This window comes from Pseudomonas sp. NFACC13-1 (genome assembly GCF_900104425.1).
In the GTDB taxonomy this organism is placed as follows: domain Bacteria; phylum Pseudomonadota; class Gammaproteobacteria; order Pseudomonadales; family Pseudomonadaceae; genus Aquipseudomonas; species Aquipseudomonas fluorescens_AA.
On the sequence record NZ_FMXV01000007.1, the window covers coordinates 172224 to 191523 of the forward strand.

Here is a 19300-nt window from a genome sequence, read left to right on the forward strand (position 1 = left end):
AGTATATGTGGATAGTCGAATATATGAAATTTCATATTTATAGCGCCGGATGAGGCAAGCCGTTCGTCGGTAGGGCGCCAGGAAAATCAAACCCGCCCCAGGCACTGTCTTTCTCATGATCAGTCATGCAAAGGAGAGATGACATGCCAGATCGAAGTGTTTATGGCGGCTGGAAATGGCTATGGGCAGCGGTTTTTGGATTGACCGGCTGCGCAGGCGGCACGAGCGATTCGCCTGTTAACGTACTTGGCGCCGCGAAGACCTCGACGACCGCGACGCTGGAAACCGGGGCGCGGATCATGCAGGACAAACCGCCATTACGGGCCCTGGACACCTACCTCGATGGCTTCCATTTCTATAACGGGCGGATGTCCGGGCAGATGGAAGCGCATCACTACTGCACGGCGTTGAACGAGGAGGTCTTCCAGTGCGTCATCTTCGATGGCAATACCTCCAGTGCCAAGCTGATGGGCGTGGAGTACATCATCAGCCAGCGCTTGTTCGAAGGTTTGCCGGCCAGCGAGAAACAGCTGTGGCACAGCCATGTGCACGAAGTGAAATCCGGCCAGTTGATCGCCCCGGGCATCCCGCAAGTGGCGGAAACCCGGTTGATGGAGAACCTGGTGAGCACCTATGGCAAGACCTGGCACACCTGGCACACCGAACAGGGCAACGAGCTACCTTATGGCGTGCCGCAGTTGATGATGGGTTTCACCGCCGATGGGCAGATCGACCCGCAGCTGGTGTGCGAGCGCGACCGCCGGATGGACGTGGACAGTGAAGCGAAAAAGCGTGCCCGGGCGGGTATTGATACCCCGCCGATAGACCCCGGCGCGGATGCCTGGCAAAAGGGGCAGGTGTGGCAGATCAAGGATCCCAGCGCCGGACATGCTCATTGAGCAGGCGCGGGATAGTGAGGCGAGGATGTAAAAATCCTCGCCGCAAGAATAAGTTGGATGTGGTGATGAGAAGCGCAGGTAACAATAAATAGAAAATTGACTAGGGCTGCTTGAAGTGTCCTGGAACACCATGTTCCTCTTCAGTAGGACGGGTTCTTTTTTGAACTTGTATATCACTCAACTCAACGTCCTTGAGTTCGTCGAAGGTGATCTTCAGCAGGGCTTCGGCTTCGCGGGCATTGAGCGTCTGCGTATCGGCTTGCAGTACACGATTGTCCGGTTGACCATTGGCGATGAAACTGACGATGAAGCGGTCATGACTGCCCATGCTAGACCTCATTGGATTAAGCGCCAGGGCGCAGCAGGCGTGCGCCCCAACGGTATTGCGGATTATGACTTCCTGCCGCCGCCCTGGCTGCCTTTGCGGCTGGTGTCAGAGCCTTTTTGGCGATCACCGGCGTTGCCGCCCGAAGCGTGCCCGCCTTTTTTGCCGGCCTCCGATGCTTTCTCACGATCGTTGGCGAAGTTGCCTGGGTTTTTGTTTCCGCTATTAGCCATTTCGAGAATCCTCATTGTGGTTAAGCGAGCAACGTGCCTCGCATTAGTTGTGAAAGGAAAGTGGCGAAGGAAGTTTAATAAAAGCGTTTCGCTGGCGACGAATGGTCAGCGATTGAATAAAAAACTTATACAGCCGCTTCGCTTGAAACTGTACAAGTCTGAAGTGTTTATAAACACGGGGATGGAGCCTGTTTGTTTTTGTGCTTGTTGTCGCGCCGGGCACTTAACTCAGTCCTCGCCGCCGCTGACTTTCCAATGCTTGGCATCCGTTGGAAAAACCACCTGTTCGACCCGGTGCGCGATGCCGAAGGCCAGGGAATTTTCAGCCGGAATCACCCGTTCCTCGGCACACAGGCACTTGAAGATATCCAGTTGGGTGGCGGCACCGGCGGTTTCCTTGACGTAGATCTCCACGTACCGCGCCACGTCGTTGTCCAAGCTGGACAGGTACTCACGCAGGCGTGAATGGTCCACGGATTTCTGGCCGAAATACCAGTTCATCGGATGAATCAGGAACCGCGAGTGCGGGGTGGTGGTGCGGTCGCTGGCGGCCAGGAACATGACGATGCCCATCGACTCGATGTTGCCGGCATTGACCGCACGTACGGGCACTGGAAGGGACTTGATGAAGGTATAGAGCGTAAAACCGAAGTTGGTGCTGCCGCCGACGGTGGAGAGGTTGAGCATCAGCGAGTCGGCGCCTTTCTCGATGGCCTCCAGGCAGTTGTCGCGAAAGCGTTCCGTGGTGCCCTGATCGATCTGGCAATGGAAATGGACAATGTGTTCGGACATCTGAAGCTCCTGTCGATTTCACCCTTTTGAAGTCTGCGCCTGGTTGCGCCGTAGAATTGGGAGTCCGCTGGTCTGCCGATGTTCCGCCTGCTTGGCTCGTTGCGGGTGAATCGCGTTAAACCGATTGCGCCTGCTCGCATGCCTCGGCGGCTTGTGTCATCCGTTGCAAGAATAGCGTCAATCCGGCTTCTTCTTCGCTGAGGCCTTTGCGGGCCCGTGGTTTGGGCAATGCCTTCAGGGCTCCGAGCAGGAAGCCTTCCACCACCGCCGGGTGGATGTAGCATTTGCGACAGACGGTCGGGGTGTTGCCCAGCTGTCGGGAGACCTGCTTGACCATCTCGGTGACGTGTCTCTTGGCTTCGGTCTCGGTTTCCCAACGCAGCGCCCGCAGCCCGGCCAGAGCGGCTGCGCTGCCGGCCCAGGTGCGGTAGTCCTTGGCGGTGAAGTCGGCGCCGGTCAGGGTCTTGAGGTAAGCGTTGATGTCCGAAGAACTGATGGCGTGGCGCTCGCCGTGTTCGTCCAGGTACTGGAACAGGTTCTGCCCGGGAATCTCCTGGCAGCGCTTGATGATCCGCGCCAGGCGCCGGTCCTTCACGGTGATCTGGTGCTCGATGCCGCTTTTGCCGCGGAACTGGAAGGCGATGGCGCTGCCGTTGATCTCGACATGTTTGTTGCGCAGGGTCGTCAGGCCGTAGGAGCGATTGGTGCGGGCGTATTGGGGGTTGCCGACGCGGATCAGGGTCATGTCCAGCAGGGTGATGACCGTTGCCATGACTTTGTCGCGGCTGAAACCGGGTGTGGCGAGGATTTCTTCCAGGCGTTTGCGCAGGCGCGGCAGGGCACGTCCGAATTCCAGCATCCGCGAATACTTGTCCGCGTCGCGCACCTCACGCCAGCGCGCGTGGTAGCGGTACTGCTTGCGCCCACGGGCGTCGCGTCCGGTGGCCTGGAGATGACCCCGGGGGTCGGTGCAGATCCACACATCGGTATAGGCCGGGGGTACCGCCAGGGCATTGATACGCTGGATCTCGGCCGCGTCGGTGATGCGCTGGCCCTGCGGGTTGAAATAACAGAACTTGCCACGCAATTTCTTGCGAGTGATGCCGGGGGCGGTGTCGTCGACGTAATGCAGGTCGGCCGGCAGTGCATCCGGCGGCAGGGTGTCGGGCATGAAGAAAGTCCTTGGCAGCGAATCCGGTGGCCTGTGATCGATTGACCGCAGCCCGTTGCGGTCGTGCCAAGATTCTGCGGTTGCCCGCAACCCTTGTGGGAGCGAGCTTGCTCGCGATAGCGATGAATCAGCTTGCATCAATGCTGGATGTAGCGCCGTCATCGCGAGCAAGCTCGCTCCCACAAGGGGACTACGCCAACACCGCCACCGCCTTGATCTGCGCCCACAGCGCCAGCCCCGGCCGCAGGTTCAACTGGTCGCGGGAATAGCGGGTGATCCGCGCCAGCAGTGGAGTGCCGGCGGCTTCCAGGCGGACCAGCACATGGGCGGCGTTGTCGGCGGCCTGTTCGCTGACCACGGTCACCGGCAGGCGGTTGAGGATGCTGGTCTGGGCATCGTTCGCCAGGCTGAGGCTGACGTCCCGGGCCTGGACCTTGAAGCGCAGCGGCTGGCCGAGGGCCAGGGACGTGTGGGCGACGCGTACGGTCAGTTGGCTGTCGGGCAGGTTCAGGGTCAGTAATTGGTACGCCGGGTCATAGCCGCTGACCTTGCCCTCGATCACCACCCCGGCGTCATTCCCCAGGGCCAATGGCAGGTCGAGCCGGGCCAGGGTTTCGCCGATGGGGCGGCTGGCCTGTGCGCGGCCAGCGTCGAGCAGCACGATGTGATCGGCCAGACGCGCCACTTCGTCCTGGGAATGGCTGACATACAGCACCGGGATGTCCAGCTCATCGTGGAGTCGTTGCAGGTAAGGCAGGATTTCGTTTTTGCGCCGGCTATCGAGGGCCGCCAGCGGCTCATCCATCAGCAGCAGCCGCGGGCTGGTGAGCAAGGCACGGGCGATGCCCACCCGTTGGCGCTCGCCGCCGGAGAGGTTGTGCGGCTGGCGATCGAGCAAGTGCCCGATACCCAGCAGATCGGTGGCCTGGTCCATGTCCACTCGCCGTTGTGCCGGCGCGATGCGCTTGAGGCCGAACGCCAGGTTGGCCCGTACCGACAGATGGGCGAACAGGCTGGCCTCTTGGAACACATACCCCACCGGCCGCTTGTGGGGGGGCACGAACACGCCGTGCGTGCTGTCCTGCCACACTTGGCCGTTGACTTCGATAAAGCCCCGGGCCGGCCGCTCCAACCCGGCAATGCAGCGCAGGCAAGTGGTCTTGCCGGAGCCGGAAGGCCCGTACAGGGCGGTCACGCCACGGCCTGGCAGTTGCACATCCAGGTCCAGGGAAAAAGCCCCGTGGTCGAGTTGCAAACGCGCGTTGATCATCGATCAGCCCCAACCGGAACGGGTTCGGCGGCTGGAATACAACGCCAGCAGCACCAGGAATGAAAACACCAGCATCGCCGCCGCCAGCCAGTGGGCCTGGGCATACTCCAGGGCTTCGACATGGTCATAGATCTGCACCGACACCACCCGGGTTTTCTCCGGGATGTTGCCGCCGATCATCAGCACCACGCCGAATTCGCCGACGGTGTGGGCGAAACCCAGAATCGCCGCAGTGATGAAACCAGGACGGGCCAGGGGCAGGATGACGCTGAAAAACGTATCCCAGGGCCCGGCTCGCAGGGTAGCGGCGACTTCCAGGGGGCGACTGCCAATGGCAGCGAAGGCGTTTTGCAACGGCTGCACCACAAACGGCATGGAATAGATCACCGAGCCGATCACCAGCCCGGTAAAGCTGAAGGTGAGGGTGCCCAACCCGAGGGCTTGGGTGAGCTGGCCGATCCAGCCGTTCGGCCCCAATGCCAGCAGCAGGTAAAAGCCAATCACCGTGGGCGGTAGCACCAACGGCAACGCCACCACCGCCCCCACCGGCCCGCGCAGCCAGGAGCGGGTGCGTGACAGCCACAACGCGATGGGCGTGCCGACGAGCAGCAGGATCACCGTGGTCAAGGACGCCAGCTTCAGGGTCAGCCAGATGGCGGCGTAGTCGGCGCTGGTCAGGGGCATTTAGCGTTGGTAACCGTAGGCTTGGATGATGGCAGCGGCTTTCGGGCCTTTGAGGTAATCCACCAGGGCCACGGCGGCGGGGTTGTCCCGGCCCTTGGTGAGGATCACCGCGTCCTGTTTGATCGGGTCATGCAGTTCGGCCGGGACGATCCACGCCGAACCGCCGGTGACCTTGCCGTCCTTGTAGATTTGCGACAAGGCGACGAAGCCCAGCTCGGCGTTGCCGGTGGAGACGAACTGGTAGGCCTGGGTGATGTTCTGGCCTTCGACGAGCTTGCTTTTGACCTGGGCGGTCAAGCCCAGCTTGTCCAGCACCTGGGTCGCGGCCAGGCCATAGGGCGCGGCTTTCGGGTTGGCGATGGACAGGTGTTGGAAGTCGTTGCGCTTGAGGACCTGGCCCTGGTTGTCGATATAACCGTCCTTGGCCGACCACAGCGCCAGGGTGCCGATAGCGTAGGTGAAGCGCGAGCCCTTGACGGTGTCGCCTTCGCTTTCGAGTTTGGCCGGGGTGGTGTCGTCGGCGGCGAGGAAAACCTCGAATGGCGCGCCGTTCTTGATCTGCGTGTAGAACTGCCCGGTGGCGCCGTACGCCGCCACCAGTTTATGCCCGGTGTCTTTTTCGAAATCGGCGGCAATGGCCTGGATCGGCGCAGTGAAATTGGCGGCGACCGCCACCTGCACCTCGGCGGCCTGGACGGCGCCAATAGTCAGGAAGGGGATCAACAGCAACGGCGCGAAGCGGGTGAGGCGCATAGATGAGTCTCCGAGGGTAGGTTCGCTATATACCGGAATATATAGCGAATGGCCGACAAACGGAACGTGGCATTTTGCCTGGGGAGCTAGGGGGTAAGCGCTGGCCCCATCGCGAGCAGGCTCGCTCCCACGGGGGATAGGGGAGCAACCGGCAATCCGGACACACCACTGGACCTGTGGGAGCGAGCCTGCTCGCGATGGCGGCCTGACAGGCGATGACGACTGTCAGGACCGCCCACGGTTGTTGAATCGGGCCAATGCCTCTTCAGCCAACCGCCGGGTCAGTTCGGCGCTCGTCAGCTCGCGGCCCATTGGAAACGCCTGGCCGGCCCAGAGGTTGCTGAAGTCCGCTTCGCCTTTGGCGCGCAACGGCATCAATGCGCCGCCCGCCAGGGGAAATGCCGGCGCGAGCGGGCTCATCGGTCCCACTTCGCGCATCACCCGGTTGACGATGCCCCGGGCCGGGCGGCCGGTGAACAGGTTGGTGACGGCGGTCTGGCTTTCCTTGGCCGTGCGCAACGCCCGGTGATGGGACGGGCTGATTTTCGCCTCGGGGGTGAACAGGTAGGCGCTGCCCAGTTGCACCGCCGAGGCGCCCAGGGCGAATGCCGCGACAATCCCGCGCGCATCGCCAATGCCGCCGGTGGCGATCACCGGTACCTTCACCGCATCCACCACCTGCGGCAACAAGGCAAACAGGCCGACCTGGGTGTTGAGGTCGTCGCTGAGGAACATCCCGCGATGGCCTCCGGCTTCATAGCCCATGGCGATGATCGCGTCGCAACCGTGCTGTTCGAGCCAGATGGCTTCCTCGACGGTGGTGGCCGACGAAAGGATTTTCGCCCCGGTGGCCTTTACCCGGTCCAGCAGGGATTTTTCCGGCAGGCCAAAGTGGAAACTGACCACCTTGGGACGCATCTCCTCCAACACCCGGCAGGCAGCATCATCGAAGGGGGTGCGGTTGGACACCGGGGTCGGTGCGTCGAAATCGACGCCCAGTTCCTGATAGTACGGCTTGAGCCGTTGCTTCCAGGTCTCGGCCCGCTGTTCGTCGAAGGCCGGCGGCTGGTGACAGAAAAAATTCACGTTGAACGGCTTGTCGGTCTGTTCGCTGATGGTCGTCAGTGCCTGGCGCAACTGCTCGACATCGAGCATCGCCGCCGGCATCGAACCCAGCCCGCCGGCATTGCAGGTCGCGACCACCATGGCCGGCCCGGTCACCCCGGCCAGCGGCCCCTGGATGATGGGCAGCTCGATACCGAGCAGGTCAAGAAGGCGAGTGTCTGGCCACTGGCTCATGTGCGGGTCTCCGACGGCAGAAGGAAACAGCGTTTTTAGCAGGTGTGGGCCGGCGAGGGCCAGTCGAGTTTTTCAATCGCCCGTCGTAACTTGATCCCGTCGGCGGGAGGGTTACCATGCGGCTTCAGTCATCAAGGAGCCTGACCCATGGACGTGAAACTCAAGACCGTCGAACCCTTCACCGTGGCCGGTTTGCAGGTGCGCACCCGCAACACCGACGAGCAGCAGCCCGACACGGCCAGGATCGGCCCGATGTGGCAACGGTTCTTCACCGAAGGGCTGTTCGACACGATCCCGGCCAGGCAGTCGGAGTCGTTCGTCTACGGGGTGTATTCCAATTACGAGTCCGACGCCACCGGCCACTTCGACGTGACGGCCGGGGTACAGGTGGATGCGACCAGCGCAGGCTACCCCGCCGTGGACATCGAGGGCGGGGATTACCTGGTGTTTTCGGCCAAGGGGCCGATGCCCGATTGCGTGGTCCAGACCTGGGGCCTGATCTGGGCCTACTTCGCGGATAACCCACAGACGCTGCGCCGCTTCACCACCGATTTCGAGGTCTACGGCAGCCCCGACTCGGTGGCGATCTACATCGGCGTTCAGTCCCCGGCCGAGCGCTCCAGCGCCAGCAACTGACGCTTGCGCTCCACGCCCCAGCGATAGCCCGACAGGTTGCCGTCGCTGCGCACCACCCGGTGGCAAGGGATCGCCACCGCCAGGCTGTTGGCGCCGCAGGCCTGGGCCACGGCGCGCACGGCCTTGGGCATGCCGATGCGCTGGGCGATCTCGGCGTAGCTGGCGGTGCTGCCCGCGGGAATGTCCCGCAACGCTTGCCAGACCCGTTCCTGAAAGGCGGTGCCGCGCAGGTCCAAGGGCAGGTCCAGGCCCAGGGCCGGCGCTTCGATGAAGCCCACCACCTGGGCGATCAACTGCTCGAACGCGTGGTCGGCACCGATGAGGTTGGCCCGGCGGAATTTGTCCTGCAGGTCCCGCACCAGCGCGTCCGGATCGTCTCCCAACAGGATCGCGCACACGCCACGCTCGCTTTGCGCCACCAGGATCGCCCCGAGGGAGCATTGGCCGACGGCGAAACGGATGTCGGTGTTCTGCCCGGCGGCGCGGTAGTCGGCGGGTTTCATGCCCAACACTTTGTCGGCGGCTTCATAGAAGCGGCTGTTGGAGTTGAAACCGGCGTCGTACAGCGCCTCGGTGATCGTGCCGCCATCGGCCAGGCGTTCGCGCACCTTGCGTGAACGATGGGCGGCGGCATACCCCTTGGGCGTCAGGCCGGTGACTGCCTTGAAGACCCGATGAAAATGGAAAGGGCTCAAGCCGGCGCTCGCTGCCAGTTCATTCAGGCCCGGCAGTTGCTCGGCCGCCTCGATCTGCCGGCAGGCCGCCGCGACGCGGGCCGCTTGTTGGGCGGCGATCTGGGTCTGGTCCCGGGCCACGCGCTTGCTGGGACGGTAGCCGGCGGCCTGGGCCTGTTCCGGCGTGTCGAAAAATTCGACGTTGCGCGGGTTGGGCAGGCGCGACAGGCTGCTGGGGTGGCAATAGATGCCGGTGGTCTTCACCCCATAGACGAATTGCCCATCGGCGTGCGGATCCCGGGCGAGCACGGCGGCCCAGCGGGGATCCAGTTCAGGGGCAAGATTGTTCGAAGTGCTGTTCATGGTCGTTATTCCATTGGCCCGTTTTGCCTACAGTAGCGAGCCATCCAAGTGACGACACTCCGGGTCTTGCGGTTGAATTCTGCACCTTCATCCGGCGGTGCGAAACGTCAGATTGATCCGCTGGGACCCCAGGCGCGGGTGTTGTCCTTCCTTGATCGGCAGCACGCCGTGGTAACGCAACCGGTCCACGCCGCCCCAGACCACGATGTCACCATGGAGCAACGGGACGCGCAGGCTCTTGTCGCTGCGCTCGAAGCCGCCGAACAGGAACACCGCTGGCAAGCCCAGGGAGATCGAGACGATGGGCGCGGCGAGGGAGCGTTCGTCCTTGTCCTGGTGCAGCGACATCCGCGCGCCGGGCACGTAGCGGTTGATCAGGCAGCTGTCGGGTTCGAAATGTTCGAACTGCGCCTGCCGGGCGGCGGCCTGGGCCAGTTCGCGAAACACCGCCGGCATATCGGGCCAGGGGTGGCCGGTCTGCGGGTCATGGGCGGTGTAGCGATAGCCGCTGCGGTCGGTGGTCCAGCCCAGGGCGCCGCAACTGCTCAAGGCCACCGACATGGTAAAGCCACCGGGCGTGACCATCTGCCGGAACGGCGCAGCCTGCAAGACGCTTTCCAGCGCCGGCAGCAAACGGTCGAGCCAGGGCAAGGCGAACCCACGCAGGACGAAGGATTGTTGGCCAATCTGTTCGATCTGGCCGGAGGTGGTGGGCGGCTGGTCGGCGAACAGGTCCAATGTGATCGGTGTGTCGTTACTGCGCATCATGAAAAATGATTCCCAGGGTGTGCCGCGTGATGAGCGAGCTTGCTCCCGCTCGCGTGGCGCAGGAGCTGCCGAAGGCTGCGATCTTTTGATTTTGATCTTGATCTTTCGCTCAGGACTCAATTGTCTGGGACAAGATCGCAGCCTCGTTGCACTCGACAGCTCCTACACAGCTCCTACACAGCTCCTACACAGCTTCTACATCGCAGCCCGGCGAGCACGGTGGTTACACCGGCCATGGGGGCACCTGAAATCAATCGGGGTGAGCCGTTACAGCGCTTTACTGACACTGACGTCGCTGATCACATCTTCGGTCTGGCCGTGCAACGCCTGCAAGGCCGCTCTGGCTTCTTCCTCAGTACCGGTTTCCAGTTGGGCGAATTCGAAGCGGCGTTCGCCGTTGAGCTTGTACTTGATGACATATTTGGTCGTCTGGGCCACGGTTTTGCCTTTCTTGAAAGGGCGATGCTCAGCTCAGTTTCGAGCTGGAACGCCGAATGATTTTGATCTTGTGGGTCAGGGTCGGCTTGCGCGTGACGCTGATTGCACGGCGGTTGACGGTGTCGATAGTGATGTTCCAGAAACCGGTGCTCGGCGCCGTGATCCTGGCCGGGAACGTGTCGAACGCGCCACCATGATAGGTGTGCCGACCGCCGTTCTTGAAGCTGCGGAAGTTGGCGTCGTTCATCAAACGGATGTTGCACATTTGGGAGCATTCGATGACGACAATGTCGTCTTCGTTCAGGTGCTCGCGCTGGTGAATGAATTTCATGGGCGCCTCCAGAAGGGCTTTTTCTACAAAATCAAAACGATAGCAAGGGGCAATGAGGCGCAGTTTATCAGCCTCGAGTGTTAATATCCGGCCCGCGCTCCAGGCTTTGTTCATTTATCGCAGGTGGCGGGGAAAAAAAGCGGTGCGGCACCGGAGCAAAACGGCGTCTGCACTGTCGGAGGATCTTTATTGGAGGAAACATATGAAGCGCAGCGTGTGGGTGTTGGCATTGGCCATGAGTGGATGTGCATCGGTATCGGACATCAATCAGACGCCTCCCACCATGAGCGTCATCTCCGGAAAGAAACCACACGAATATGCCAAGTGCGTTGCCGACAAGCTGGCCAGCAGCCGTGGCTCGCTGCAAATGGAGCCGCACAAGAACGGCGTGCGACTGATCGTCCCGGGCAAACTGTCGTCCTTGCCGGCGGCAGTGTTCGACATTGACGAGCGTTCCAGTGGCAGCAGCATCAAGCTGCACGAAAGTATGTCCAACGTGCCGGTGCGTCCGGGCGATGTGCAGGATGCGGCCAACGCCTGTATTTCCGGCTGAACACCGTCGGCGCCTGACGAGCGGGCCGGCCATCGGATAGACTGGCGCCCTCGACAAAAAATGCCGCCACGGCAACGTTGGCGGCATTGTCATTCATGGAGTCAGTCGATGAAACGCGAGCAGGTGCGCGAGCGCCATGCAGAAGGCCTTATTTATGCCACCCACGTGATTCAGAACCCGGCGAGCCCGGGCGAATGGGTCGTGTTCTTCAAGAAAAGCGCAGGGCGCAGTTTTTTCCTGGTGGATGAGCAGGACGAAGTCGAGTCCTTCAGCCAACTCGATGACCTGATCGAGACCATACGCGGGCTGGGCATCAAGACCGCCGAGATCCACATCTAATGCCCTGTATCGCAAATACAGGACACTCGCTTATTTACAGACCACCACGACACTGCGGCTGCTGAAGTTGCCGACGTCGACGCCCAGGGTCTTCTCGCTTTCCTTGGCCTGGGGCGTGCCGTCGGTGCCGACGATGCGGTAGCCGGTGCCGGCACAGGACGCATCGGCCTTTTCATAGCAGGTCGCCCAGGAATTGGCCTCGCCCGAGCAGTCGATGGTCAAGCCCTGCTCGCCATTATCGAGATAGGTTTTTTCGGCCGAGGCACAGCCCGCCAGGGCCAGGACTGTAAACAGCGCCAGAAGTGTCTTCATGGGATCGTCATCGAGGAGGAAAGGGCAACGGCGAGATTATAGCGAATGGCCATTGCGGTACAGCTAAACCGGCCTCGCTCGATGTCCGGGCGGCATCTACTAGAGGCCGGTCTGGTTATTTCTTGCGGCGGGGGCTGCGTGCGGGGGCGCCTTCGCGTTCATTCGTCGCTGGGGCAGCGCGTTCGTCCTGGAATACCGCAGCCACTTCCACTGCCATGGCCTTGCTAGGCAAGGGACCGGCGACCTGCTCGCCGTGGTAATTGATAATCCACCACTGGCCGTCCTTGCCCTGGCTGACCGAATAACCGTTTGCGTTTCTTGCCGACATCTAACTGCCTCAATTGGCGTGATCAAGGACGCCATGATACGTCAAATGCTCGCAAACAGCGCTCACTGGCGTACAGTGGACCGCTGCAGCCATCGAAACGAAAGGCGATTGAACTATCCGCCGTTTTTTATTTCTCTATGATGGCACCGGTTGGCCAGTGCGGGCATTGTAAGGTGCCCGTCGCCTGATTAGACTGCGCCGAAACTCGTACACACCGCCTTTTCAAGGACTTATATGATCAAGAAATGCTTGTTCCCAGCAGCCGGTTACGGTACTCGCTTCCTGCCAGCGACTAAAGCCATGCCCAAAGAAATGCTGCCGGTGGTGAACAAGCCACTGATCCAGTACGGCGTCGAAGAAGCCCTCGATGCGGGCCTGACTGAAATCTCCATCGTGACTGGTCGTGGTAAACGCGCGCTGGAAGACCATTTCGACATCAGCTACGAGCTGGAAAACCAGATCAAAGGCACCGACAAGGAAAAATACCTGGTCGGCATCCGCAAACTGCTGGATGAGTGCTCGTTCTCCTACACCCGCCAGACCGAAATGAAAGGCCTGGGCCACGCGATCCTGACCGGCCGCCCATTGATCGGCGACGAACCGTTCGCCGTGGTCCTGGCGGACGACCTGTGCGTCAACCTCGAAGGCGACGGCGTCCTGACCCAGATGGTCAAGCTGTACAAGCAGTTCCGCTGCTCCATCGTGGCGATCCAGGAAGTCGATCCGCAGGAAACCAACAAGTACGGCGTGATTGCCGGCGAAATGATCCGCGACGACATCTACCGTGTTCACAGCATGGTTGAAAAACCAAAGCCTGAAGACGCACCGTCGAACCTGGCGATCATCGGTCGCTACATCCTGACCCCGGACATCTTCGACCTGATCGAGCAGACCGAGCCAGGCAAGGGCGGCGAAATCCAGATCACCGACGCCCTGATGAAACAGGCCCAGAACGGCTGCGTCATGGCCTACAAATTCAAGGGCAAGCGTTTCGACTGCGGTGGCGCCGAAGGCTACATCGACGCGACCAACTTCTGCTTCGAGAACTTCTACAAGACCGGCAAGGCTTACTGATAGCCGCCGCGCCTTGAAAAACGCCCCGACTGGTTCGGGGCGTTTTTTTGCGCGGGGAAAAATCTCTCGCAAACAAGCAACACCCCTGTGGGAGCGAGCTTGCTCGCGATAGCGGTGGGCCAGCCAACCTCAATGCTGCCGATCCGACGCCATCGCGAGCAAACTCGCTCCCACAGGAATTGCGCTCAATCCAGTCTGGCTGGCTTTTTCGTTTTCCGCCCCCATAACCCACCGCAACGCTGCCTCAGGTGAAAACAGCAGGTATGCTGATGACCTGCCGAAGGAGATAAAGAATGGCCTACGATTTTGACTTGTATGTGATTGGCGCCGGTTCCGGTGGTGTGCGGGCTGCGCGGTTCGCCGCCGGTTTTGGGGCAAAGGTGGCCGTGGCGGAAAGTCGCTATCTGGGCGGGACCTGCGTCAACGTGGGCTGCGTGCCGAAAAAGCTGCTGGTCTATGGCGCGCATTACGCCGAGGACTTCGAGCAAGCGTCGGCCTATGGCTGGACGGCGGGCGAGGCGAGTTTCGACTGGGCCACGCTGATCGCCAACAAGGACCAGGAGATCAATCGCCTCAACGGCATTTACCGCAACCTGCTGGTCAACAGCGGCGTCGCGTTGCACGAAGGGCACGCCAGGCTGACCGGGCCCCATGAGGTCGAGATCAACGGCCAGCGTCACACCGCCAGGCATATCCTGATCGCCACCGGCGGCTGGCCGGTGATCCCGGACATTCCGGGGCGTGAGCACGCCATCAGCTCCAACGAGGCGTTCTTTCTCAAGGAGCTGCCCAAGCGCGTCATCGTGGTGGGCGGTGGCTACATTGCGGTGGAATTCGCCGGGATCTTCCACGGCATGGGCGCTCAGACGTCGTTGCTGTATCGCGGCGAACTGTTCCTGCGCGGTTTCGACGGTGCGGTGCGCAAGCACCTGGCCGAAGAACTGACCCGTCGTGGCCTGGACCTGCAATTCAACGCCGACATCAAATCCATCGAAAAACTGGACGACGGCAGCCTGAGGGTCGAGCTCAAGGATGGCAAAACGTTAATCACCGATTGTGTGTTCTACGCCACCGGCCGGCGACCGATGCTCGACAATCTCGGCCTGGAGAACACCACCGTCACGGTGGACGAGAAGGGTTTCGTCAAGGTCAACGAAAAATACGAGACCACCGAACCGTCGATCCTGGCCATTGGCGACGTGATCGGTCGCGTCCAGCTCACCCCTGTCGCCCTGGCCGAAGGCATGGCGGTGGCGCGGCGTCTGTTCAAGCCCGAGCAGTATCGACTGGTGGATTACCGGATGATCCCCACCGCCGTGTTCAGCCTGCCGAACATCGGCACGGTGGGCCTGACCGAGGAACAGGCCAGGGAAGAGGGGCATGAGGTCGAGATCTTCGAAAGCCGTTTCCGGCCGATGAAGCTGAGCTTGACCGATTGCCAGGAGCGCACCCTGATGAAACTGGTGGTGGATGCCCAGACCGACAAGGTCCTGGGTTGCCATATGGTCGGCCCCGATGCCGGTGAAATCGTCCAAGGCTTGGCCATCGCCCTCAAGGCCGGCGCCACCAAGCGCGACTTCGACGAGACCATCGGCGTGCACCCGACCGCCGCCGAAGAGTTCGTGACGATGCGTACGCCCGTCGCCTGACGCGGCCCTTAGCCGTTGTTGTAGGAGCGTAGGAGCGTAGGAGCTGACGAGTGCAACGAGGCTGCGATCTTTCCCAGACACTTGAGTCCCAAGCGGAAGATCGCAGCCTTCACCAGCACCTACAGATTTTTTCTATCTATATAGATTCCTGATAGCCAAAACCAATCATTCACATCAGGTTTGCCAATGAGCCAGCCGGGGGATGAGTGGTTAAGATTCCCTCCATCAACTTCTCAACCCTGATGGAGAAACATCGATGCCTATCATCAACAGCCAAGTTAAACCGTTCAACGCTACCGCCTTCAAAAACGGCGAATTCGTCCAAGTGTCGGATGCCGACCTGAAAGGCAAATGGTCTGTCGTGTTCTTCTACCCAGCCGACTTCACCTTCGTTTGCCCAACCGAGCTGGAAGACCTGGCCGACAACTACGCCGAATTCAAGAAACTGGGCGTCGAGATCTACAGCGTCTCCACCGACACTCACTTCGCCCACGCCGCCTGGCACAACACTTCGCCAGCCATCGGCAAGATCCAGTACACCATGATCGGTGACCCGACCCACGTCATCTCCCGCAACTTCGACGTGCTGATCGAAGAAGCCGGCCTGGCTGACCGCGGTACTTTCGTGATCAACCCAGAAGGCCAGATCAAGATCGTCGAGATCAACGACGGTGGTGTAGGTCGCGACGCTTCCGAGCTGCTGCGCAAGGTCAAGGCCGCTCAGTACGTTGCCGCTCACCCGGGCGAAGTCTGCCCAGCCAAGTGGAAAGAAGGCGAGGCCACCCTGGCTCCGTCCCTGGACCTGGTCGGCAAGATCTAAGTCTGTGAGTCATCCGAGGGCGATCCGCTCTTAATCAAGTAAGCCGCTTCGCCCCAAAAAACGCCCGGGCGAGATTCGCTCGGGCGTTGTTTTTTTCTGAATTCACAAAATGGAAATCGCCCGTATGTTGGACGCCAATCTTAAAGCTCAGTTGAAGTCATACCTGGAACGGGTCACCCAGCCGATCGAGATCGTCGCCTCCCTCGACGACGGTGCGAAATCCCAGGAAATGCTCGCGTTACTCCAAGAAGTCGCCAGTCTTTCCCACCAGATTACCTTGCTCGACAACGGTACCGATGGGCGCAAGCCGTCGTTTTCGTTGAACCGCCCGGGAGCCGATATCAGCCTGCGTTTTGCCGGCATTCCCATGGGCCACGAATTCACTTCGCTGGTGTTGGCCCTGTTGCAAGTCGGCGGCCATCCATCGAAGGCCAGTGTCGAGGTCATCGAACAGATTCGCGCCCTTGAAGGCGAGTTCAACTTCGAGACGTATTTCTCGCTGTCGTGCCAGAACTGCCCGGACGTGGTCCAGGCGCTGAACCTGATGGCGGTGCTGAACCCGAACATTCGCCACGTCGCCATCGACGGCGCGCTGTTCCAGGCCGAAGTCGATGAACGCCAGATCATGGCCGTGCCCAGCATTTACCTGAACGGCGTGAACTTCGGCCAGGGCCGCATGGGCCTGGAAGAGATTCTCGCCAAGATCGACACCAGCGGCATCGAACGCCAGGCTGAGAAAATCAGCGCCAAGAATGCCTTCGATGTACTGGTGGTCGGCGGCGGACCGGCTGGCGCTTCGGCAGCGATCTACGCGGCCCGTAAAGGCATCCGCACCGGTGTGGCGGCCGAACGTTTCGGCGGCCAGGTGCTCGACACCATGGCCATCGAGAACTTCATCTCGGTCCAGGAAACCGAAGGGCCGAAACTGGCCGTTGCCCTGGAAGAACACGTCAAGCAGTACGACGTGGACATCATGAACCTGCAGCGTGCCGACGCCTTGCTGCCAGGCAAGGACGGCAGCCTGCATGAAATCAAGTTCGCCAGCGGTGCGAGCCTCAAGGCCAAGACCGTGATCCTGGCGACCGGTGCCCGCTGGCGCGAAATGAACGTGCCGGGCGAGCAGCAATATCGCAACAAGGGCGTGGCGTACTGCCCGCATTGCGACGGCCCGTTGTTCAAAGGCAAGCGCGTGGCGGTGATCGGCGGTGGTAACTCCGGCGTCGAGGCGGCGATCGACCTGGCCGGTATCGTGGCCCACGTCACCTTGCTGGAGTTCGATGTGCAATTGCGTGCCGACGCGGTGTTGCAGCGCAAGCTGCACAGTCTGCCAAACGTGACAGTGGTGACCAACGCCCAGACCACCGAAGTGACGGGGGACGGCCAGAAGGTCAATGGCTTGCGCTACAAGGACCGTCCGAGCGGTGAAGTGCGGGACGTGGAGCTGGAAGGGATCTTCGTGCAGATCGGCCTGCTGCCCAACACCGATTGGCTCAAAGGCACCGTCGAGCTGTCGCCGAGGGGAGAGATTATCGTCGATGCCCGTGGTGAGACCTCGATCCCCGGCGTGTTCGCCGCCGGTGACGTGACCACTGTGCCGTACAAGCAGATCGTGATCGCCGTGGGCGAGGGCGCCAAGGCTTCGCTGAGCGCCTTCGACCACCTGATCCGCACCTCCGCGCCGGCATAAACAGCCGAAAGCGGCAAGACAAAACCCCATGGGCCATGGCTCATGGGGTTTTTGTTTGGCTCGCGTTTCACCTGTGGGAGCGAGCCTGCTCGCGATGGCGCCGGTACAGCCAGTCTCGATGCTAGCTGATCCACCGCTATCGCGAGCAGGCTCGCTCCCACAGGGGGGTGGTGAGTTTTACAGCGGCGCCGGCTGGATGATTTCGACCCAGTAGCCATCCGGGTCCTTGATGAAGGCCAGGCTTTTCATGCGCCCATCGTTCAGGCGTTTCTGGAAGTCGCAGCCCAGTGCTTCGAAGCGCTCGCAGGCCGCGACGATGTCCGGTACCGAGATGCAGATGTGACCGAAACCGCGTGGGTCGGTGTTGCCGTTATGGTAGGCGAACGCCGGGTCACTTTCGGTGCCGTGGTTGTGGGTCAGTTCCAGGATACCGGGGATCGATTTCATCCATTCGGTACGCGCCGCCGCGTCCGCCGGGATCTGGTTCTTGTCCACCAGCGCCAGGAAGTACAGGCTGAATTCGGCTTCCGGGAAGTCGCGTTTTTCCACCAGCGAGAAACCCAGCACGCGGGTGTAGAAATCCAGGGACTTGGTGATGTCCTTGACCCGCAGCATGGTGTGGTTGAAGACGAACCTGGCCGTGGCGACGTCAGGTTGTGCGGTGACGCCAGGAAAAGTATTGAGTTCGTGCAGGCTCATGGGCCCTCCGGAAAATAAGTGGGGCAAACGGCGTCGCAAGCGTGGTCGCGACGGTTCCTGGGCTTGCATCAGACGGCTTCCTTGCAGGTGCGCCCATGATACGCAAGGGGCGCGGCATCGCCAAACCGCATGTGGCTATTGCCTGGTGCAGCCCCGGGCTTCAGACTTTACGATTCGTCCTCGAGTGGCCTCGCAATGATTCGACCGTTCCTTTCGCTGTTTGTCCTGCTGTTTGCCAGTGTTGCGAGTGTCGGTGCTGTCCAGGCCGCCGAACCGCAGATCCTGTGGCCCCAGGGCTGGGTCGTCGAACCGCTGCCGGCAGACGCATCGGCCTCGGTGCCACCCGGAACCCTGCGCCAACGGGCAACCAAAAGTGATCCTGCAGGCAACGCCGTGATGGTCATGGAACTGACCACCACCCCCGTCGAGCCCGATCATCAGGTCAACTTGCAAGGCGTATTGTTGGAAATGCGCAAGTCAATCCAGAAGGATTTTTTCCAAGGTGGTTACCAAAGTGTATGCACTAAGGTCCATGCCTCAATGTTGGGCGGCGTAACTGCATTGGAAACCACTTGCACGATCACGCAAAACGGACGACATGTATTGTCTCAGGCACTCGTCGCGGCACTAAATGAGGGCAAGGCTTATGTGCTGTCCTATGCAGGGCAGGCGCAGGTGTTTGTTGAAAGCCAGGATGAAATACAGTCGGTGCGAAACAGTTTGAAACTATGATGCCTCCAGCGTAATACGCCAATGGGTTTAATCCTAAGGTCCTGCCCATAAAAAAGCCCTGAGTGTTCAGGGCTTTTTTGCGTCTTGGGGGTTGTCAACCACGCAGCCAAGAATCGACGGCCGCCGCACCGTACTGTTCTTTCCAGGCTTTCAGGCCACGGTGATTGCCGCCCTTGGTCTCGATCAACTCGCCGGTGTGCGGGTTCTGGTAAACCTTCACCACTCGCGCGCGGCGTGTCTTGGTGGGCTTGGTCGATTGCAGGCTCGCCTTGGATGGGTTCGGATCGAGGATCGCGACGATGTCGCGCAGGCTCTTGCCGTAGGTTTTCATCAGTCCCTGGAGCTTTTCCTCGAATTCGATTTCCTTCTTGAGCCCGGCATCGTTCTTCAGCGATTCCAGCGCCTTGAGCTGTTCTTGAAGGGCCTTTTCGGCTGCACGAAATTCAGCGAGTCTGGACAAAATGATTACTC

Annotated in this window: 25 protein-coding genes; 9 read left to right on the forward strand and 16 right to left on the reverse strand. The window is 60.9% G+C overall.

Annotated features, from left to right (window positions below):
• The first annotated feature begins 143 nt into the window (after positions 1–143).
• Complete coding sequence (locus BLQ55_RS12225) at positions 144–899, forward strand: OBAP family protein (RefSeq protein ID WP_092254017.1); 756 nt, start codon at positions 144–146, stop codon at positions 897–899.
• 100 nt (positions 900–999) lie between these two features.
• Here BLQ55_RS12225 and BLQ55_RS12230 read toward each other — a convergent pair whose 3' ends face one another.
• From BLQ55_RS12230 to BLQ55_RS12265, 8 genes are all read right to left on the reverse strand, one after another.
• The gene (locus BLQ55_RS12230) at positions 1000–1227 is read right to left on the reverse strand and encodes a hypothetical protein (protein ID WP_092196667.1); all 228 of its coding nucleotides are present in this window, start codon (positions 1225–1227) and stop codon (positions 1000–1002) included.
• Positions 1228–1289: 62 nt separating this feature from the next.
• On the reverse strand, positions 1290–1457 hold the full coding sequence (locus tag BLQ55_RS12235; protein WP_072406624.1) for a con-10 family general stress protein: 168 nt from the start codon (positions 1455–1457) through the stop codon (positions 1290–1292).
• A gap of 228 nt (positions 1458–1685) precedes the next feature.
• On the reverse strand, positions 1686–2249 hold the full coding sequence (locus BLQ55_RS12240) for an ATP-dependent Clp protease proteolytic subunit (protein WP_092196664.1): 564 nt from the start codon (positions 2247–2249) through the stop codon (positions 1686–1688).
• A gap of 115 nt (positions 2250–2364) precedes the next feature.
• Complete coding sequence (locus BLQ55_RS12245; RefSeq protein ID WP_092254019.1) at positions 2365–3420, reverse strand: DNA topoisomerase IB; 1056 nt, start codon at positions 3418–3420, stop codon at positions 2365–2367.
• A 190-nt stretch (positions 3421–3610) separates the two neighbouring features.
• Positions 3611–4690: a molybdenum ABC transporter ATP-binding protein gene (gene modC, locus BLQ55_RS12250; RefSeq protein WP_092254021.1), complete on the reverse strand. Its 1080-nt coding sequence runs from the start codon at positions 4688–4690 to the stop codon at positions 3611–3613.
• Positions 4691–4693: 3 nt separating this feature from the next.
• A complete protein-coding gene (modB, locus tag BLQ55_RS12255; RefSeq protein WP_092196654.1) occupies positions 4694–5374 on the reverse strand; it encodes a molybdate ABC transporter permease subunit in 681 nt (226 codons plus the stop codon).
• Positions 5375–6127, reverse strand: coding sequence for a molybdate ABC transporter substrate-binding protein (gene modA, locus BLQ55_RS12260; RefSeq protein WP_092196651.1), 753 nt, complete (start codon positions 6125–6127; stop codon positions 5375–5377).
• A 225-nt stretch (positions 6128–6352) separates the two neighbouring features.
• Positions 6353–7426 (reverse strand): NAD(P)H-dependent flavin oxidoreductase, encoded by a 1074-nt coding sequence (locus BLQ55_RS12265; RefSeq protein ID WP_092254022.1) that lies wholly within the window; start codon positions 7424–7426, stop codon positions 6353–6355.
• A gap of 147 nt (positions 7427–7573) precedes the next feature.
• Here BLQ55_RS12265 and BLQ55_RS12270 point away from each other — a divergent pair, with 147 nt between their 5' ends.
• Positions 7574–8062 (forward strand): GyrI-like domain-containing protein, encoded by a 489-nt coding sequence (locus BLQ55_RS12270; RefSeq protein ID WP_060741664.1) that lies wholly within the window; start codon positions 7574–7576, stop codon positions 8060–8062.
• Here BLQ55_RS12270 and ada read toward each other — a convergent pair.
• The 4 genes from ada to BLQ55_RS12290 form a co-directional block, all read right to left on the reverse strand.
• Entirely contained in the window at positions 8026–9099 is a 1074-nt protein-coding gene (ada, locus tag BLQ55_RS12275; protein ID WP_092254023.1) for a bifunctional DNA-binding transcriptional regulator/O6-methylguanine-DNA methyltransferase Ada, read from the reverse strand. The genes BLQ55_RS12270 and ada overlap by 37 nt on opposite strands.
• Positions 9100–9186: 87 nt before the next feature.
• A complete protein-coding gene (alkB, locus tag BLQ55_RS12280) occupies positions 9187–9867 on the reverse strand; it encodes a DNA oxidative demethylase AlkB (RefSeq protein ID WP_092254024.1) in 681 nt (226 codons plus the stop codon).
• Between the two features lie 267 nt (positions 9868–10134).
• Positions 10135–10305: a hypothetical protein gene (locus BLQ55_RS32155; RefSeq protein ID WP_092196639.1), complete on the reverse strand. Its 171-nt coding sequence runs from the start codon at positions 10303–10305 to the stop codon at positions 10135–10137.
• 28 nt (positions 10306–10333) lie between these two features.
• Complete coding sequence (locus BLQ55_RS12290) at positions 10334–10636, reverse strand: DUF1883 domain-containing protein (RefSeq protein WP_003182962.1); 303 nt, start codon at positions 10634–10636, stop codon at positions 10334–10336.
• 202 nt (positions 10637–10838) lie between these two features.
• Between BLQ55_RS12290 and BLQ55_RS12295 the strand changes: the two genes are divergently transcribed.
• Entirely contained in the window at positions 10839–11189 is a 351-nt protein-coding gene (locus BLQ55_RS12295) for a hypothetical protein (protein WP_092196636.1), read from the forward strand.
• Between the two features lie 108 nt (positions 11190–11297).
• A complete protein-coding gene (locus tag BLQ55_RS12300; RefSeq protein ID WP_060741667.1) occupies positions 11298–11528 on the forward strand; it encodes a hypothetical protein in 231 nt (76 codons plus the stop codon).
• A gap of 30 nt (positions 11529–11558) precedes the next feature.
• On the opposite strand, the gene BLQ55_RS12305 is transcribed toward BLQ55_RS12300, so the two are convergent.
• Both BLQ55_RS12305 and BLQ55_RS12310 read right to left on the reverse strand, forming a co-directional pair.
• A complete protein-coding gene (locus tag BLQ55_RS12305) occupies positions 11559–11840 on the reverse strand; it encodes a hypothetical protein (protein WP_092196633.1) in 282 nt (93 codons plus the stop codon).
• A 115-nt stretch (positions 11841–11955) separates the two neighbouring features.
• Positions 11956–12168 carry a hypothetical protein gene (locus BLQ55_RS12310; RefSeq protein WP_092196630.1) on the reverse strand — a complete coding sequence of 71 codons (213 nt, stop codon included), beginning with the start codon at positions 12166–12168 and terminating at the stop codon, positions 11956–11958.
• 234 nt (positions 12169–12402) lie between these two features.
• Between BLQ55_RS12310 and galU the strand changes: the two genes are divergently transcribed.
• The 4 genes from galU (at position 12403) to ahpF (ending at position 17398) form a co-directional block, all read left to right on the forward strand.
• Positions 12403–13242, forward strand: coding sequence for a UTP--glucose-1-phosphate uridylyltransferase GalU (gene galU / locus BLQ55_RS12315; protein WP_003182953.1), 840 nt, complete (start codon positions 12403–12405; stop codon positions 13240–13242).
• A 293-nt stretch (positions 13243–13535) separates the two neighbouring features.
• Positions 13536–14891: a glutathione-disulfide reductase gene (gene gorA / locus BLQ55_RS12320; protein WP_092254025.1), complete on the forward strand. Its 1356-nt coding sequence runs from the start codon at positions 13536–13538 to the stop codon at positions 14889–14891.
• Positions 14892–15147: 256 nt separating this feature from the next.
• Positions 15148–15711 (forward strand): alkyl hydroperoxide reductase subunit C, encoded by a 564-nt coding sequence (gene ahpC / locus BLQ55_RS12325; protein WP_092196623.1) that lies wholly within the window; start codon positions 15148–15150, stop codon positions 15709–15711.
• A gap of 124 nt (positions 15712–15835) precedes the next feature.
• Positions 15836–17398 carry an alkyl hydroperoxide reductase subunit F gene (gene ahpF / locus BLQ55_RS12330; protein ID WP_092196619.1) on the forward strand — a complete coding sequence of 521 codons (1563 nt, stop codon included), beginning with the start codon at positions 15836–15838 and terminating at the stop codon, positions 17396–17398.
• Positions 17399–17575: 177 nt separating this feature from the next.
• Here the strand turns inward: ahpF and gloA are convergent, their stop codons facing one another.
• Positions 17576–18097: a lactoylglutathione lyase gene (gloA, locus tag BLQ55_RS12335; RefSeq protein ID WP_092254026.1), complete on the reverse strand. Its 522-nt coding sequence runs from the start codon at positions 18095–18097 to the stop codon at positions 17576–17578.
• 195 nt (positions 18098–18292) lie between these two features.
• Here gloA and BLQ55_RS12340 point away from each other — a divergent pair, with 195 nt between their 5' ends.
• Positions 18293–18829 carry a DUF4946 domain-containing protein gene (locus tag BLQ55_RS12340; RefSeq protein ID WP_092254028.1) on the forward strand — a complete coding sequence of 179 codons (537 nt, stop codon included), beginning with the start codon at positions 18293–18295 and terminating at the stop codon, positions 18827–18829.
• A gap of 94 nt (positions 18830–18923) precedes the next feature.
• Here the strand turns inward: BLQ55_RS12340 and BLQ55_RS12345 are convergent, their stop codons facing one another.
• A complete protein-coding gene (locus BLQ55_RS12345; RefSeq protein ID WP_092254030.1) occupies positions 18924–19289 on the reverse strand; it encodes a histone-like nucleoid-structuring protein, MvaT/MvaU family in 366 nt (121 codons plus the stop codon).
• Between the last annotated feature and the right edge of the window lie 11 nt (positions 19290–19300).